Source organism: Pseudomonas sp. P108 (assembly GCF_032613195.1).
Classification (GTDB): Bacteria; Pseudomonadota; Gammaproteobacteria; order Pseudomonadales; family Pseudomonadaceae; genus Aquipseudomonas.
In genome coordinates this window covers 3,532,667-3,548,066 of sequence record NZ_CP126691.1, presented here as the reverse complement: position 1 = coordinate 3,548,066, position 15,400 = coordinate 3,532,667, and the positions used below count along the sequence as shown (strand labels likewise).

Genomic DNA, 15,400 nt, shown 5'->3' with positions numbered 1-15,400 from the left:
ATGATCGCGGGACAGTTTTTCACAGATGAAGGTTCACTATCGGTTACAAACTGTGGCTAAAATGCCACCTTTCACCGAGCGTCCGGTAACGGCGCGGGCCAAGGACGTGCCATGTGTATTCAGACCACTGCTTAAGACGCGGGGCTTCAGGCCGCCGGCGCGCAGTTTGTTCACTTCTGACGTGTGACGATTTCCGTGAAACTCATCATTGCTGCTATTTATGTCATTTCAATTGCATACGTTCATCTTCGTGGCCGTGTGCGCCACAAACTCGGCCGACAGCTCAGCGACCATTCGACGTTCCTCGCGCCGATCAACTGCTTCTTGTATCTGTTCTCGAAAAAGCCGAACAAGCCTTACCTCGACCCGGCTGATTTTCCCGACTTGAGCCCGCTACAGGCGCACTGGGAGGAAATCCGCGAGGAAGGGCAGAACCTGCTGCGTGCCGGCGAGATCAAGCGCTCTAACCAGTACGACGATGTTGGCTTCAACTCCTTCTTCAAGAGTGGCTGGAAGCGTTTCTACCTGAAGTGGTACGGCGAGAGCCATCCGTCGGCCATGAAGCTGTGCCCGCGCACCACCGAGCTGGTGCAGAACATCGGTTCGATCAAGGCCGCGATGTTTGCCGAGCTGCCACCGGGTTCGAAGCTGGTGCGTCATCGTGATCCCTATGCGGGCTCCTATCGTTATCACCTGGGCCTGGACACACCGAACGACGCTGGCTGCTATATCAACGTCGATGGTGAGAGCTACCACTGGCGTGACGGCGAAGCGGTGATGTTCGACGAGACGTTTATTCATTACGCCGAAAACACCACTGACAAGAACCGCATCATCCTGTTCTGCGACATCGAGCGGCCGATGAAGTACCGCTGGGCCTCAGCGTTCAACGCCTGGTTCAGCCATACCGTTATGTCGGCGGCAGGTGCACCGAACGATGCTGGCGACCGTACTGGCGGGATCAACCGTTTGTTTACCCGGATCTACAAGATTCGCCTGCGTGGTAAAGAGCTGAAAAAACGCAATCGCAAGCGTTACTACATGGAAAAGTGGGCGATCTTCGGTGGTTTGCTGGCGATCTTCATTCTGATCTGAATTTTTGCATTGGTTTGGCTGGCCCCTTCGCGAGCAGGCTCGCTCCCACTTTAGTCTTGAGTGATAGCAATTTTTGCATTCGACTCAGAACCCTGTGGGAGCTAGCCTGCTAGCGATGACTCTCTCAAATACAACCTGTCAGTTGCCTGACGATCCTTGGATTGTCATTCACCAGAGGCCTTCTTTGTCCTCTTGGCTGGCGCAGCCTTGGTGGCGGCCTTCGCTTTTGGCTTCGCCGGCGCTTTCCCGCCCAGACTGCGTTTGAGCAGCTCGGTCAAGTCGATCACATCAGCAGTTTTGCGTTCTTCCTCGCCACCCACCGTTTCGACATCCTCGATCTTGCCTTCATGGGCCTTTTTCTCGACCAGGGCCATGATCTTGTCTTCGAACTCATCCTTGTAATCCTCGGGCTTCCAGTCCGCGCTCATGTCCTGCACCAGCCGTTTGGCCATGTCCAGCTCACCCTTGGCCAACTGCGGTTTGGTCACTTCGCTGCCCAGTTCCAGTTCATCGAGGCTGCGCACCTCTTGCGGCCAGCGTAACTTCACCAGCACCAAGGCAGAATCCAGCGGCATCAACGCCGCCAGGTATTGGCGCGTATGCAGGACCACGCGGGCGAGGGCGACCTTGTTGGTTTTACTCAGGGTTTCGCGCAGCAACGCGTAGACCTTGCCGCCACGCTTGTCCGGCGCCAGGTAGTAAGGCGTGTCGATGTTTTGCAAGGGAATCTGCTCGGCGTCGACAAAGGAAAAGATGTCGATGGTCTGCGTTGAAACCGGGTGCGCCGAGCGGATTTCTTCTTCGCTGAGCACCACATAGCGGCCTTTTTCATAGGCCACGCCTTTGACGATGTGCTCCTTGGTGACTTCCTTGCCGGTGACCTTGTTGACCCGTTTATAACCGACGGGATCCATGCTGCGGCTGTCTAGCCAATCGAAATCGACGCCCTGCGACGACGTCGCCGAGACCAGTGCGACAGGGATGTGCACCAGTCCGAAACTGATTGCGCCTTTCCAGATTGCCCGAGCCATGGTGAGTTCTCCGAGTGATGATCGGATGACCTGTGGCTGTGACTGAAAGTTTCCCCGGAATGCACGGGGTTTCGGGGACTCGGTCAAGTCGTGTTACATGTTGTTTAAGGCTTGTGGGTTAACAAATCCGAACCCTCGGCGTAGCGTGGACTCGAAGGCTCTATCCCCGGCCCCATCGAGAGGCAGCGTCATGAACCGAATTCTGCTTGGCATCGTCGTCCTGACCCTCAGTGGCGGTCTGGTTCATGCCGACGTCCTGTTGGCGCAAAGCCCTACCGGCAACAGCAACAACCCCTACAACAGCCCGATCCGCCGGGCCAACCCCAACAGCATGCAGGGCACCCAGCCCAGCGCTCCGCCCATTCGGGGGCCGAACACTGTACCGACGCCACGTCAGCCTACGGTCGAGAACCGAGGCATTGGCAACGGCCAGCCGATCCGCTCGGTGCCGGGCACACCACCCACGTTCATTCCCAATCCACCTTCGCGCAGCGGAGACAGCAACCGTTGAGCGGCAGGACTGAGGTTCTGCCGGCCATTGCAAACGAACAAAAGGAATCGTGCATGTTGCGTAAAACTCTTCTAGCCACACTGTGTGCCGGAGCGCTGATCAGCGCTCCGATATTCGCCGCCGCCCCTAAAGAGCTGCAAAGCGAACAGGGCACCCTCGAAGTCACGACCATTTCCGCGGGGCTCGAGCATCCGTGGGCACTGGCGTTTCTACCGGATCGCCAAGGCATGCTGGTCACTGAGCGTCCCGGCAATCTGCGTGTGGTGGGCGCTGACGGCAAACTGTCGGCGCCGATCTCCGGCGTGCCACAGGTCTGGGCCAAAGGGCAGGGCGGGTTGCTGGATGTCGTGCTGTCGCCGGATTTCAAAGAGGATCGCCTGGTCTATCTGTCGTATGCCGAAGGCGGTGGTGCCGGTGACAAGGCCGGCACCGCCGTCGGGCGCGGTCGGCTTTCGGATGACTTGAAGACGCTGAAGGATTTCAAAGTGATCTTCCGTCAGGAACCGAAACTTTCGGTCGGCAATCATTTCGGTTCGCGGCTGGTGTTTGACCGCGACGGCTATCTGTTCATCACCCTGGGTGAGAACAACGACCGGCCAACGGCGCAGGATCTCGACAAGTTGCAAGGCAAGGTCGTGCGCATCTACCCGGACGGCAAGGTGCCGGATGACAACCCCTTTGTTGGTCAGTCTGGCGTCCGTCCCGAGATCTGGGCCTACGGCCTGCGCAACCCGCAGGGTGCAGCGCTCAATCCTTGGACGGGTACGTTGTGGGAGAACGAACACGGCCCGCGCGGTGGCGATGAGGTGAACATCATCGAACGCGGCAAGAACTACGGCTGGCCACTGGCGACCCACGGCATCAATTACTCGATGCAGCCGATCCCGGAAGCCCAGGGTAAAACCGCCGAAGGCACGGTCGCGCCGCACCATGTCTGGGAGAAGTCGCCGGGCGTCACCGGTATGGCGTTCTACGATGCCGATCGCTTCAAACCGTGGCAGCACAATGCGTTTATCGGAGCCTTGGTGACTCAGGAATTGATTCGTTTGCAGTTCGATGGCGACAAGGTTGTGCACGAAGAGCGCTTGCTCGGTGAACTGAATCAGCGGATTCGCGATGTGCGGCAAGGTCCTGATGGCTATTTGTATGTGCTGACCGATGAGGAGAAGGGTTCGCTGTACAAGATCGGCCTGAAGCCCGCGCTTTAAAGACGATCCTCCTGTAGGAGCTGTCGAGTGCAACGAGGCTGCGATCTTTTGATCTTGTTTTTCAAAATCAAAGGATCGCAGCCTGCGGCAGCTCCTACAGGTGGGTTCTCACGTTTCGCGGGAATACAGCACCACCGCAGCACGCAATTTGCCCCGGCCAAACCGGCACATTTTCTCGAACTCGCCATGGCTCACCGGTACATGCTGGCAATCCATGGGCTGTCGATGCTGGCTGTGATCGACATCCGGGTCGTGCAGGTAAACGAAATCTTCGTCGCAATCGGTCACGACCACCCAGTGCGGCGATTTGGAACGGGTCAGCCGATAGCTGCTGATCAGCACCAGCGGCTGCCCGCCGGCAGCCAGCAGTCGCGGCAGATCCAGAGACGCACCGATCAAACACTCAACATCGGTCTCCTGCAATTGCGCGGTGAACTCTTCGTGTACCAGGCGCATGACGTCTTTTTTATGCGCATCCCGCACACCGTCGAGAAACAATGGCCCGGCCAGGCTTAGTTGCAAACCCACCTTGTAGCCTCGACGCCACGCCGCCAACGCCAATCCCTGCGGGCTGCAACCGCCATGGCCGGAGGTCATGAACACCGTGGTCGCCTCACGCCAGATCTGCAATTCTTCGCGCCGCTCCAGCAAGCGTTCAGATTGCAGTGCGCCCATGGCCATCAGCAGACATGCCGGGCCGCAGGTGAAATCAGTGGTTTGCCGGTAGTAGGGCACCTTGATGCTGCGCGAGTCGCGGTGCTGAAGAATGCGTTTTTCCAGGCGCAGCGCATCCGCGTGGTCTTCGTAGTAATCGTGAATCAGTGCAAAGCGCCGGTAGCCATTGCGTTCATACAGCGCAATCGCGGCGGGATTGTCTAAGCGAACCTCCAGGCGCAGATACGCGCAGTCGTGTTCGAGCGCCAGCGCCTCAATGCGTTGCAGCAATTGTTTGCTCAGGCCGGTGCCGCGCGCCTCGACGGCGAGTGCGATGGAATACAGCCGCGCGAGTGAAGTGCCGCGATGGAACAACACCAGCGCGTAACCCAGCAATTGACCGTTGGACTCGGCCACCAGTAACCGCCCGTGAGCGCGGGTGATCATCCACTGAAAGCTGCGGCTGGTGAGCCGGTCCGTGGTGAAACATTGCATTTCCAGTGCCAGCAGCGCCGGCAAGTCTTCAACTACCGCCAAACGAAAAACAGCCTTCATATGACCACCGTAAAAGTTGCGTAACGAAACGAGACTTTCGAAAAACTTCGTGCTTAATAGAAAAGGTCTTGTTCTCCAACGGATCAATCTCTATGTCAGCGGTACAGGGTCATTGGCGCGAAGTATCCGAGCAAAGTTTGCCGGCGGCAACTTATTTAAACTCGGCGATCAAAGCATCCAGCCAGGTTGTAATTATTGTCGAGCGCAAGGAAGACTGGGCTTCATACTTCCCCAGCGAAGACATCGTGACCGCCCAGGAATACCTCGAACACAGCTGTGACAGCGAGTCGGGAAAACGCGTGCAGGTGATCAATCTGTGCCGCAGCTACAAGTACCTGGGCCATGGCTACTACTGCTCGTTGCTGGCCGAAGCACGAGGGCACAAGGTGATTCCGTCGGTGCGCACCATCAGCGAACTGACGAAAAAATCACTGTACGGTCTGGCTCTGGATGATCTCGATAAAACCCTGGAAAAAGCCCTCAGTCATCACCTCTACAGTGATACCGAAGGTTTTACCCTGACCCTGTATTTTGGCCGAACCCATATCGAGCCCTTACAGGATCTGGCCCGGCAGTTGTTTGAAGTATTTCCCTGTCCGATTCTGTTAGTTGAGTTTCGTCGAACTAACGGCTGGCACATCGAAGGGATAAAGTCTGGCGCTTTGCACAAGTTGCGCGATGATCAGGAAGATCAGTTCGCCAATGCGCTGGACGGTTTCAGCCGTAAAGTCTGGCGAGTACCGCGTTCTCCGCAAGTGGCGCGCTACGACCTGGCGATTCTGCACGATCCGCAAGAAGCCCTGCCGCCGTCCAACGCCAAGGCACTGGCGAATTTCGTCCGGGTCGGCAAAACCATGGGCATCGATGTTGAGCTGATTGAACGCAAGGATTACGCACGTCTGGCCGAGTACGACGGCTTGCTGATCCGTGAGACCACCAGCGTCGACAATCACACCTATCGCTTTGCCAAGAAAGCCGAGAGCGAAGGATTGGTGGTGATGGATGACCCGACATCGATCTTGCGCTGCACCAACAAGGTCTATCTGACCGATCTGCTCAACAGCCATCAACTGGGCATGCCCGCCACCGAGATCCTCTACAAGGAGCGACCCGAAGACTTCGAGCGCGTGGGCGAGCGCCTTGGTTTTCCGCTGGTGCTGAAAATTCCCGACGGTTGCTTTTCCCGTGGCGTGATCAAGGTCGAAAGCCAGCAGGCTTTGCTCGAAGCCACCGCCGAACTGTTCGAACACTCGGTGTTGCTGCTGGCCCAGGAGTTTTTCTACACCGAATACGACTGGCGCATCGGTGTACTCAACCGCAAACCGATCTTCGCCTGCCAATACTTCATGTCCAAGGGCCACTGGCAAATCTACAACCACAAGGCCAAAGGCCAGGACGTCAACGGCGAATGCCGAACGATGGCAATCCACGAGGCGCCGCGTGCGGTGGTGGAACTGGCGGTGAAGACTGCCAACCTGATCGGCGACGGCCTTTACGGTGTCGATTTGAAACAGGCGGGCGACAAAGTCGTGGTGATCGAAGTCAACGACAACCCCAACCTCGACGCCGGCATCGAAGACGCTTATTTGCACGACGATCTGTATTCACTGGTGCTGGAAGAGTTCGTGCGCCGTCTGGAACTCAAACGTCGCGGTCAGGCCTGGTGAGGCGCCGATGATCAACAGCTTTGCACTGAGCCACGGCGCTTTGCAGCGGGTAGAGCGGCTGGACGCCGAGGTCATGCTGTTCAGCAACCCTGATGCTGCCGAGCGCGATTTGCTGCACAGTCATTTCAAGGTCGATGAGCATGCACTGGCGTCAGCGCTGGACCCGGACGAGGTCTCGCGCATCGAGTTCCATCCCGACCATCTGTTCCTGATCTGGAAGCGTCCGGAAAACTATTCCGGTGGCGGCACGCTGGCATTTGAGGTGTCGTCCTGCGGATTGCTGTTCGCGCCGGGGCAATTGCTGGTGATCGCCACCGACGACACACCGCTGCACGGCCTCGGCACTCGCCAGCCGCTGAATACGCCGCTGGATGTCTTGCTCGATCTGCTGTTCAACAACATCCATCACTACCTCGGGCACTTGAAGGTGATCAAACTGGTCGCCCGCGAGTTGCAGCAGAAATTCAACGCCTCGATGCAGAACCAGCATCTGGTGCAGATGTTCAACCTCAGCGAAAGCCTGATCTATTACATCAACGCGCTACACAGCAACGGCGCGGTCCTCACGCGCCTGCGCAATCATGCCGAGAAGCAGCATTTCGGCAGTGAGGCGATCGGCCTGATCGACGACCTGATCATCGAAAACAACCAGTGCTACAAGCAGGCAGAGATCTACTCCACGGTGTTTTCCGGACTGATCGATGCGCGTGGCAATCTGATGAACAACAGCATGAACAACCTGCTGCGCAAGCTGACGTTGATCAACGTGGTGTTTCTGCCGTTGAACCTGATTGCCAGTATTGGCGGCATGTCGGAGTTCAGCATGATGACGGCGGGGACGCCGTGGTGGGTTTCCTATCCGCTGTTTCTGGCGGCGATGTTGCTGGGGGCGGGGGGGATGTTGTTTGGGCTGCGGCGATTGGCTCGATGAATCAGGTTGTCTGATCCGGCGCCTTCGCGAGCAGGCTCGCTCCCACATTTTGAAATGCATTCCCCTGTGGGAGCGAGCCTGCTCGCGAAGAGGCCGGCACAGGCAAAGTAAAATTCAGGACAGTCCCGCATTTGGCCGAACCGCCACCGTGATGCCTTGTTATAGTTCGGGCCTCATTTTCAGCCCGGTAAAGGATCACTGCCATGACTCAATACTCCGCCTTCAGCGTCGAACTGGCCGACAACATCGCCCATGTGCAGATCAATCGCCCGGAAAAGATCAACGCGATGAACGCCGCGTTCTGGAGCGAGATCGTCGAGATCTTCCAGTGGATCGACGACACCGACGAAGTGCGCGTGGTAGTGCTCAGTGGCAACGGCAAACACTTTTCCTCCGGCATCGACCTGATGATGCTCGCCGGCGTCGCCAATGAACTGGGCAAGGATGTCGGCCGCAATGCGCGCCTGCTGCGTCGCAAGATTCTGACCCTGCAAGCCTCGTTCAACGCCGTCGATAACTGCCGCAAACCGGTGCTCGCCGCCATTCAGGGTTACTGCCTGGGTGGCGCCATCGATCTGATCGCTGCCTGCGACATGCGCTACGCCGCCGAAGACGCGCAATTCTCGATCAAGGAAATCGATATCGGCATGGCCGCCGATGTTGGCACTTTGCAACGGTTGCCACGGATCATCGGTGACGGCATGCTGCGTGAGCTGGCTTACACCGGTCGCACTTTCGGCGCTGACGAGGCGCGCAGAATTGGCCTGGTCAACCGCGTCTACAGCGACAAAGACACGCTGCTCGAGGGCGTGCTGGACATCGCTCGCGAGATCGCTTCGAAGTCACCGATTGCGGTCACCGGCACCAAGGAAATGATCAGCTACATGCGCGACCATCGCATCGACGACGGCCTCGAATACGTTGCCACCTGGAACGCCGCCATGTTGCAATCCACCGACTTGCGCGTGGCCATGGCCGCCCATATGAGCAAACAGAAACCCGAATTTCTGGACTGAGAAACCATGACATCTCGCTGGACCACTGCAGTACTGGACACCGATCAACCCGGCGGCTGGGCCGTGGCGCGCAGCCCGGAAGGCTTTTTGTTCGACGACAACGGCGCGCTGTTCCCACGTGAATGGCTCAAGCGTCAGGACTTGTCGATCCTCGCCGAGCACGGCATCGGCCATCTCGATGGCGAGCCGGTGTACTTGCTGGAATTGCGCAGTGCCAGCGAAGTGTCGGGTTGTAACTGGAAAGGCCTGCGGGCGTTCATGCTCGACGGCGATCACACGATCTACAAAGTGCTTGGGTATGCCGCGCAGATCGGCACCTGGGCGCGGGAGCATCGCTTCTGCGGCAATTGCGGCCAGGCGATGACCCAGGTGCCGCGCGAGCGAGCAATGTATTGCCAGCCGTGCGACTTGCGCAGTTATCCGCGTATTTCGCCGAGCATGATCGTGCTGATCACCCGTGGCGACGAGATTCTGCTGGCGCGCTCACCGCGCTTCGTTACCGGGGTGTACAGCACGCTGGCCGGGTTTGCCGAGCCGGGCGAGTCGGCCGAGGATTGCCTGATTCGGGAAGTGCGCGAGGAAGTGCAGATCGAGGTGCAGAACATTCAGTACATGGGCAGCCAGTGCTGGCCGTTCCCGCATTCGATGATGCTCGGCTTCCATGCCGAATATGCCGGCGGCGAGATTGTCTGTCAGGAAGACGAGATCGAAGACGCCCAGTGGTTCAACGTGCACGACCTGCCGCCGTTGCCGGCGTCCAAGTCGATTGCCCGTTACCTGATCGACGTCTATGTGGCGCGGCGCTTAGGCCACGCTGAACCAGTGCTGCCAGGCTAGCCGCACGGTCAAACCCAGCACCACGGTGATGAACACCGGGCGAATGAATTTGGCGCCACCGCTGATTGCGGTGCGCGCGCCAAAGAACGCGCCGACCATCACCGACAGGCCCATGCTCAGGCCGATGATCCAGTCCACCTGCCCGGAAAACACGAACACCGACAGCGCCGCAATGTTGCTGACGAAGTTCATGCTGCGCGCTACGCCGCTGGCCTTGACCAGGTCGATCGGGTAAAGCAGCAGACTGCTGACTGTCCAGAACGCGCCGGTGCCCGGACCCGCCACGCCGTCGTAGAAGCCGAGGCTGAAGCCCTGGGTCGACTGCCATTTCTTTTTGATCGGCGCATCGCTGTCCAGCGGTGCTTTTGGCGTGCCGCCGAACAATAGATACAGGCCGCAGGCGAAGACGATTACCGGAAGCATCTTGTTCAGCCATTCGGCCGGCAGGTAATGGGCGACGATGGCGCCAGTCAGTGCGCCGACCAGTGTGCCGACGATGGCGTGCACCCATTGCCGAGGGTGGAACAGCTTGCGGCGGTAGAAGGTGAAACTGGCGGTGGCCGAACCGAAAGTCGAACTCAACTTGTTGGTGCCCAGCACCAGGTGCGGCGGTAGGCCAGCCGTCAGCAGGGCCGGTGTGGTCAACAGACCGCCACCGCCAGCGATGGCATCGATGAAACCGGCAATGAAAGCGACGAGGGCCAGAATGGCCAGGGTGGTGAGGTCAACGCTGAGTTCGAAAGGCATGGAATCGGCTTATTCGGCAGGGCGCAGATTTGGCTGCGGGGAGGGCGGTCATGTTACCTGTATCCAACTGTTGCGGCGACCCGTCTGACGCCTTCGCGAGCAGGCTCGCTCCCACATTTGGAATGCATTCCACCCTGTGGGAGCGAGCCTGCTCGCGAAGGCGGCTTTCCAGCCACTGCAAAATCTACTGTTGCCCACTCAACATCCAGCCAACAAATCTCCCCTCTACAAAACATCTATCCAACGCCGAACACCAATAAAACCAGGCATTTCAACCCTGGCACGCTTGCTGCTCTACCACCCTCATCTCCGCAAACGTCCCGAGGACACGCCAATGAGTCAGCAAGCCGTGAAATTTGCCTACTGGGTGCCGAACGTCAGCGGTGGGCTGGTGGTCAGCAAGATCGAACAGCGCACCGATTGGGGCATCGACTACAACCGCAAACTGGCGCAGCTCGCCGAGGCCGCCGGGTTCGAATATGCGCTGACGCAGATTCGCTTCACCGCCGGTTACGGTGCCGAGTTTCAGCATGAGTCAGTTGCGTTCAGCCACGCGTTACTCGCGGCCACCAGCAAACTCAAGGTGATCGCAGCGATCCTGCCCGGCCCGTGGCAACCGGCGCTGGCGGCCAAGCAACTGGCGACGATCGATCAACTCACCAACGGCCGCATCGCGGTGAACATCGTCAGCGGCTGGTTCAAAGGCGAGTTTCAAGCCATCGGCGAGCATTGGCTGGAGCACGACGAGCGTTATCGTCGTTCCGAAGAGTTCATCCGTTCATTGCGCGGCGTGTGGAGCGAGGACAACTTCACCTTTCGCGGCGACTTCTACCGCTTCGACAATTACAGCCTGAAACCGAAACCCTTGGGCCGTCCGGAGATCTTTCAGGGTGGCAGTTCGCGTGCGGCACGGGACATGGCGGCGCGGGTTTCGGACTGGTATTTCACCAATGGCAACAGCGTTGAAGGGATCAGGGCGCAGGTCGACGATATTCGTGCCAAAGCAGCGGCGAATAATCATTCGGTGAAAGTTGGCGTCAACGCGTTTGTCATCGCCCGTGATACCGAAGAAGAGGCGCGGGCCGTGCTGGCGCAGATCATCGATCAGGCTGACCCGGAAGCCGTGAACGCCTTTGGCGACGCGGCGAAACAAGCGGGCCGGGCATCGCCGGAGGGTGAGGGCAACTGGGCGAAATCGACGTTTGAGGATCTGGTGCAGTACAACGATGGCTTCAAAACCAACTTGATCGGCACGCCGTTGCAGATTGCCGAGCGGATTGTGGCGCTGAAGGCGGTGGGGGTGGATCTGGTGCTGGCGGGGTTTCTGCACTTTCAGGAAGAGGTCGAATATTTCGGGCGGCGCGTATTACCGCTGGTGCGTGAACTGGAGGCCGAGAAGACCGCCGCCGTCGCCTGAACACCGAGGAGCCAATGTGGGAGCGAGCCTGCTCGCGAAAGCCGTGTGTCAGCAACAACTACATTGACTGATACGACGCCTTCGCGAGCAGGCTCGCTCCCACAATTGAACTCACTGTGAAATCAGAGACCGAGGTCAGACAGGCTTGGATGATCATCCGGGCGCCGGCCCAGTGGCCAGTGGAACTTGCGTTCGCTTTCCTTGATCGGCATGTCGTTGATGCACGCGTAGCGCTGGAACATCAGGCCCTGTTCATCGAATTCCCAGTTTTCATTGCCATAGGAGCGGAACCAGTTGCCCGAATCGTCGTGCCATTCATAGGCGTAACGCACAGCGATGCGGGTATCCGAGTAAGCCCACAGCTCCTTGATCAAACGGTAATCCAGTTCCTTCGCCCATTTACGGGTCAAAAACGCTTTGGCCTCTTCACGGCTGTTGGCGAATTCGGCGCGATTGCGCCACTTGGTATCAAGGGTGTAAGCCAGCGAAACCCGTTCCGGGTCGCGAGAGTTCCAGCCATCCTCGGCCAGACGAACTTTTTCGATCGCCGATTCACGGTTGAAGGGCGGCAATGGCGGACGTACCTGGGCTGCAGTAGACATATCAGTCTCCCGAAATAGTTAACGGTTAAAACAACTTGTCCGGCTTATTAAGGCGTTACAGGTCCAATAACTTTCGCGCCATGCATTGCGCATTATCGGCGGCACTGTGATCACCCATCACAAGCGCTACGGTAATGGCACCGTCAATCAGAATCAGCAGCTGTCTGGCCAGCAGTTGCGGATCCTCGGCGCCATGTTCGGTACACAGCTCGCACACATAGTCGAGCAGCTTCTGTTTGTGTTCTTTGGCGACCAGCCGCACCGGGTCCTGTGGATCGCCGGTCTCGCCGCTGGTGTTGATGAAGGCGCAGCCGCGAAAGCCTTCCGAGGCGAACCAGCTCTTGAGCACGGTAAACAGGTTGAGCAGGCGATCGGCCGGGGTTTCGGCTTGATCGACAGCGCTTCGGTACCAGTGCATCCAGCGCACGTCGCGGCGTTGCAGGGCGGCAACGGTCAAGGCGTCCTTGTCGGCAAAGTAACGGTAAATACTTTTTCTGGAGACGCCGGCGGTTTTCACCAGAAGATCCATGCTGGTGGCAGCGATGCCACTTTTGTAGATCAGCTTTTCGGTGACATCCAGAATAATGTCGCGTGTGTCGTTGCTAGTGATTTCTTTCATGTGGCGAACAGTAGAACGATTGTTCTCCTTGGTCAAGCGGGTATTTTTATTGCTGGTGAAATCGCCTTCGCGAGCAAGCTCGCTCCCACAGGGGAATGCATTTCAAATGTGGGAGCGAGCTTGCTCGCGAAGGGGGCATTACAGACACTGACAAGACCCCAAGGATGCGATGGTGTAAGCTCTCGGGTTCTTCGGATTCGACCCATTGCGAGCCCTATGCCGTTGCTTTTCAAACGTTCCTTGCTGCCCAAATTGCGCAGCTTTCCGCTGACCGCCGAGGCCGTGACCATTCTGTCCGGCGCCGCCGAGTTCCGCCGTTGCCTGCTCGAGAAAATCGCGGCCGCGACCCAGCGCATCTACATCGTTGCGCTGTATCTGCAGCAAGACGAAGCCGGTCAGGAAATTCTCGATGCACTCCACGCCGCCAAGCTCAAGCGTCCCGAGCTGGAAATTGCCGTGGTGGTCGATTGGTTGCGCGCCCAGCGCGGGCTGATCGGTGCCGGTAAACAGCCGGGTAACTCGGCGTGGTATCAGGAAATGACCCGCACGCACCAGAGCGAAGTGCCGGTGTACGGCGTGCCGGTGCAGACCCGCGAGTTGTTTGGCGTGCTGCATCTGAAGGGCTTCGTGATCGACGACTGTGTGGTCTACAGCGGCGCGAGCCTGAACAACGTCTACCTGCACAAGTTCGACAAGTACCGCTTCGACCGTTATCACGTCCTGCACAGCCATGAACTGGCGGACTCGATGCATCACTTGGTCAAGCACGGTCTGATCGAATCGAAAGCGGTGCATCGCCTCGATCTGCCAAACCTGCCGACCACGCGCAGCCTGCGCAACGACATCGGCGACCTGCGCAGCCGTCTCAAGTACGCCACGTACGACACAGCCACTGGCAGCACCGCCCGAGATGGCCTGTGCGTTACGCCATTGCTCGGCGTCGGCAAGAACAACCCGTTGAACCGGGCGATTCTTGAGTTGATCGCCAGTGCGCAAAAACAACTGACCATCTGCACGCCGTACTTCAACCTGCCGCTGGGCGTGATCCGTGAGATCAACCGTGCGTTGGCCCGTGGCGTGAAGATCGACATCGTGGTTGGCGACAAGACCGCCAACGACTTCTACATTCCGCCGAGCGAGCCGTTCAAGGTGATTGCGGCGTTGCCCTATCTGTACGAGATCAGCCTGCGCCGCTTCGCCAAGCGCCATCAGCGCAACATCGACAGCGGTCAGTTGAACCTGCACCTGTGGCGTGATGGCGATAACACCTATCACCTCAAGGGCATGTGGATCGATCAGCGCTATACGTTGCTGACCGGCAACAACCTCAATCCACGGGCGTTCCGCCTGGACCTGGAAAACGCGCTGCTGATTGATGACCCGAAAGGCGAATGGCTGGAGCCGCGAGCGAAGGAGCTGGAAGAGATTTTCCGCCATACCACGCGGATCGACAGCTTTCAGAGTCTGGAGACGTTGCCGGAATACCCGGCCGGGGTGGCGAAGTTTCTCAAGCGCGTGAGTCGGGTGCGGATTGAGCGGTTGCTCTACCGGATTCTGTAAACCTTTAAATTTGTAGCGGTCATACAACCGCTATCGCGAGCAGGCTCACTCCTACAGGGGAACGCATTCCAAATGTAGGAGTGAGCCTGCTCGCGATAGGGTCTCAACATACGCTACAAGAACTCAGTTGAGACCGAGTTTGCCACGCAACGTGGACAGGTCTTCCGCCAGTGTATTCACCGGCCCAACCAGCGCTTTACGGTCGTTATCCTTCACCTTGTCATACGTCTCGAAACCGCCGTCCTTGGTCTTGTACTTGGCCAGAATCTTGTCGACCGTGGCAAAGTTCTTGTCGACCTTCGCGACAAACGCCATGTCCTGTTTTTCAATTTGCGGACGGAACAGGTCGACGATTTTCTTCGCACCGTCGATGTTGCCCTGGAAGTCATACAGGTCGGTGTGGCTGTAGCGATCTTCTTCGCCGGAAATCTTGGTCGCGGCGACTTCTTCTAGCAGCGCAGCAGCACCGCCGACGACTTTCTCAGGCGGGAAGGTCAGGCCGGCGACGCGGGTTTGCAGGTCTTTGACGTCGCTGTTGAGCTTGTCCGCCAGCGCGTTCAGGCCCTGAGTGCTTTTCTCCGAGAACAGCGTGTATTCGATGCGGTGGAAACCGGTGAAATCTTCTGCTTTCACGCCTTTCTCGTGGTCGTCGACACGGGAGTCGATGGACGCATCAAGGTCACTGAACAGCTCGGCAATCGGCTCGATCGACTCGTAGTAGACGCGGGTCGGTGCATAGAGTTTTTGCGCGGTGGCCAGGTCGCCTTTTTTCACGGCATCGGTGAATTGCTGGGTGTGGCTGCCCAGTTCATCGAGTTTTTCGGTGACGTAAATCTTGTAGTCCGAAACCGGCCCGACCAGATCCAGCGGTGCTGTCGCGGCAAACGCCGACAGCGGGGTGTTGAGCAAACCTAGGGTCAGCAATAGCGCGAGTGGCGTCTTTTTCATGG

General features: G+C 58.3%; 15 protein-coding genes. 9 read left to right on the top strand and 6 right to left on the bottom strand.

Annotation, left to right across the window (positions count from 1 at the left end):
- The first annotated feature begins 195 nt into the window (after positions 1-195).
- Complete coding sequence (lpxO, locus tag QOM10_RS15550; protein WP_316916440.1) at positions 196-1,095, top strand: lipid A hydroxylase LpxO; 900 nt, start codon at positions 196-198, stop codon at positions 1,093-1,095.
- A 164-nt stretch (positions 1,096-1,259) separates the two neighbouring features.
- Here the strand turns inward: lpxO and QOM10_RS15545 are convergent, their stop codons facing one another.
- A complete protein-coding gene (locus tag QOM10_RS15545; protein ID WP_127927832.1) occupies positions 1,260-2,126 on the bottom strand; it encodes a Ku protein in 867 nt (288 codons plus the stop codon).
- A 190-nt stretch (positions 2,127-2,316) separates the two neighbouring features.
- Between QOM10_RS15545 and QOM10_RS15540 the strand changes: the two genes are divergently transcribed.
- Entirely contained in the window at positions 2,317-2,637 is a 321-nt protein-coding gene (locus QOM10_RS15540; RefSeq protein WP_150649440.1) for a hypothetical protein, read from the top strand.
- A gap of 53 nt (positions 2,638-2,690) precedes the next feature.
- Positions 2,691-3,845: a PQQ-dependent sugar dehydrogenase gene (locus tag QOM10_RS15535; protein WP_316916439.1), complete on the top strand. Its 1,155-nt coding sequence runs from the start codon at positions 2,691-2,693 to the stop codon at positions 3,843-3,845.
- Between the two features lie 108 nt (positions 3,846-3,953).
- On the opposite strand, the gene QOM10_RS15530 is transcribed toward QOM10_RS15535, so the two are convergent.
- Positions 3,954-5,054 (bottom strand): peptidase C39 family protein, encoded by a 1,101-nt coding sequence (locus QOM10_RS15530; RefSeq protein WP_316916438.1) that lies wholly within the window; start codon positions 5,052-5,054, stop codon positions 3,954-3,956.
- Positions 5,055-5,146: 92 nt separating this feature from the next.
- On the opposite strand from QOM10_RS15530, the gene QOM10_RS15525 reads away from it, so the two are divergent.
- The 4 genes from QOM10_RS15525 (at position 5,147) to nudC (ending at position 9,505) form a co-directional block, all read left to right on the top strand.
- Complete coding sequence (locus tag QOM10_RS15525; protein ID WP_127927824.1) at positions 5,147-6,721, top strand: RimK family protein; 1,575 nt, start codon at positions 5,147-5,149, stop codon at positions 6,719-6,721.
- Positions 6,722-6,728: 7 nt separating this feature from the next.
- The gene (locus tag QOM10_RS15520; protein ID WP_127927822.1) at positions 6,729-7,652 is read left to right on the top strand and encodes a magnesium transporter CorA family protein; all 924 of its coding nucleotides are present in this window, start codon (positions 6,729-6,731) and stop codon (positions 7,650-7,652) included.
- A gap of 203 nt (positions 7,653-7,855) precedes the next feature.
- Positions 7,856-8,668, top strand: a complete 813-nt coding sequence (locus tag QOM10_RS15515) for a crotonase/enoyl-CoA hydratase family protein (protein ID WP_316916437.1) — start codon at positions 7,856-7,858, stop codon at positions 8,666-8,668.
- Positions 8,669-8,674: 6 nt separating this feature from the next.
- A complete protein-coding gene (gene nudC, locus QOM10_RS15510) occupies positions 8,675-9,505 on the top strand; it encodes an NAD(+) diphosphatase (protein WP_150776608.1) in 831 nt (276 codons plus the stop codon).
- Here the strand turns inward: nudC and QOM10_RS15505 are convergent.
- Entirely contained in the window at positions 9,473-10,252 is a 780-nt protein-coding gene (locus QOM10_RS15505) for a TSUP family transporter (protein ID WP_103302453.1), read from the bottom strand. The two genes, nudC and QOM10_RS15505, sit on opposite strands and share 33 nt — an antisense overlap.
- 334 nt (positions 10,253-10,586) lie before the next feature.
- Between QOM10_RS15505 and sfnG the strand changes: the two genes are divergently transcribed.
- The gene (gene sfnG / locus QOM10_RS15500; RefSeq protein WP_150776606.1) at positions 10,587-11,669 is read left to right on the top strand and encodes a dimethylsulfone monooxygenase SfnG; all 1,083 of its coding nucleotides are present in this window, start codon (positions 10,587-10,589) and stop codon (positions 11,667-11,669) included.
- A 122-nt stretch (positions 11,670-11,791) separates the two neighbouring features.
- Here the strand turns inward: sfnG and QOM10_RS15495 are convergent, their stop codons facing one another.
- Together QOM10_RS15495 and QOM10_RS15490 are read right to left on the bottom strand one after the other, a co-directional pair.
- Positions 11,792-12,271 carry a DUF1348 family protein gene (locus QOM10_RS15495; RefSeq protein ID WP_150751338.1) on the bottom strand — a complete coding sequence of 160 codons (480 nt, stop codon included), beginning with the start codon at positions 12,269-12,271 and terminating at the stop codon, positions 11,792-11,794.
- 55 nt (positions 12,272-12,326) lie between these two features.
- The gene (locus QOM10_RS15490; protein ID WP_127927811.1) at positions 12,327-12,890 is read right to left on the bottom strand and encodes a TetR/AcrR family transcriptional regulator; all 564 of its coding nucleotides are present in this window, start codon (positions 12,888-12,890) and stop codon (positions 12,327-12,329) included.
- Positions 12,891-13,106: 216 nt separating this feature from the next.
- Here QOM10_RS15490 and pssA point away from each other — a divergent pair, with 216 nt between their 5' ends.
- The gene (pssA, locus tag QOM10_RS15485; protein WP_316916436.1) at positions 13,107-14,450 is read left to right on the top strand and encodes a CDP-diacylglycerol--serine O-phosphatidyltransferase; all 1,344 of its coding nucleotides are present in this window, start codon (positions 13,107-13,109) and stop codon (positions 14,448-14,450) included.
- A gap of 123 nt (positions 14,451-14,573) precedes the next feature.
- On the opposite strand, the gene efeO is transcribed toward pssA, so the two are convergent.
- Positions 14,574-15,398, bottom strand: a complete 825-nt coding sequence (gene efeO, locus QOM10_RS15480) for an iron uptake system protein EfeO (RefSeq protein WP_316916435.1) — start codon at positions 15,396-15,398, stop codon at positions 14,574-14,576.
- Positions 15,399-15,400 lie beyond the last annotated feature (2 nt).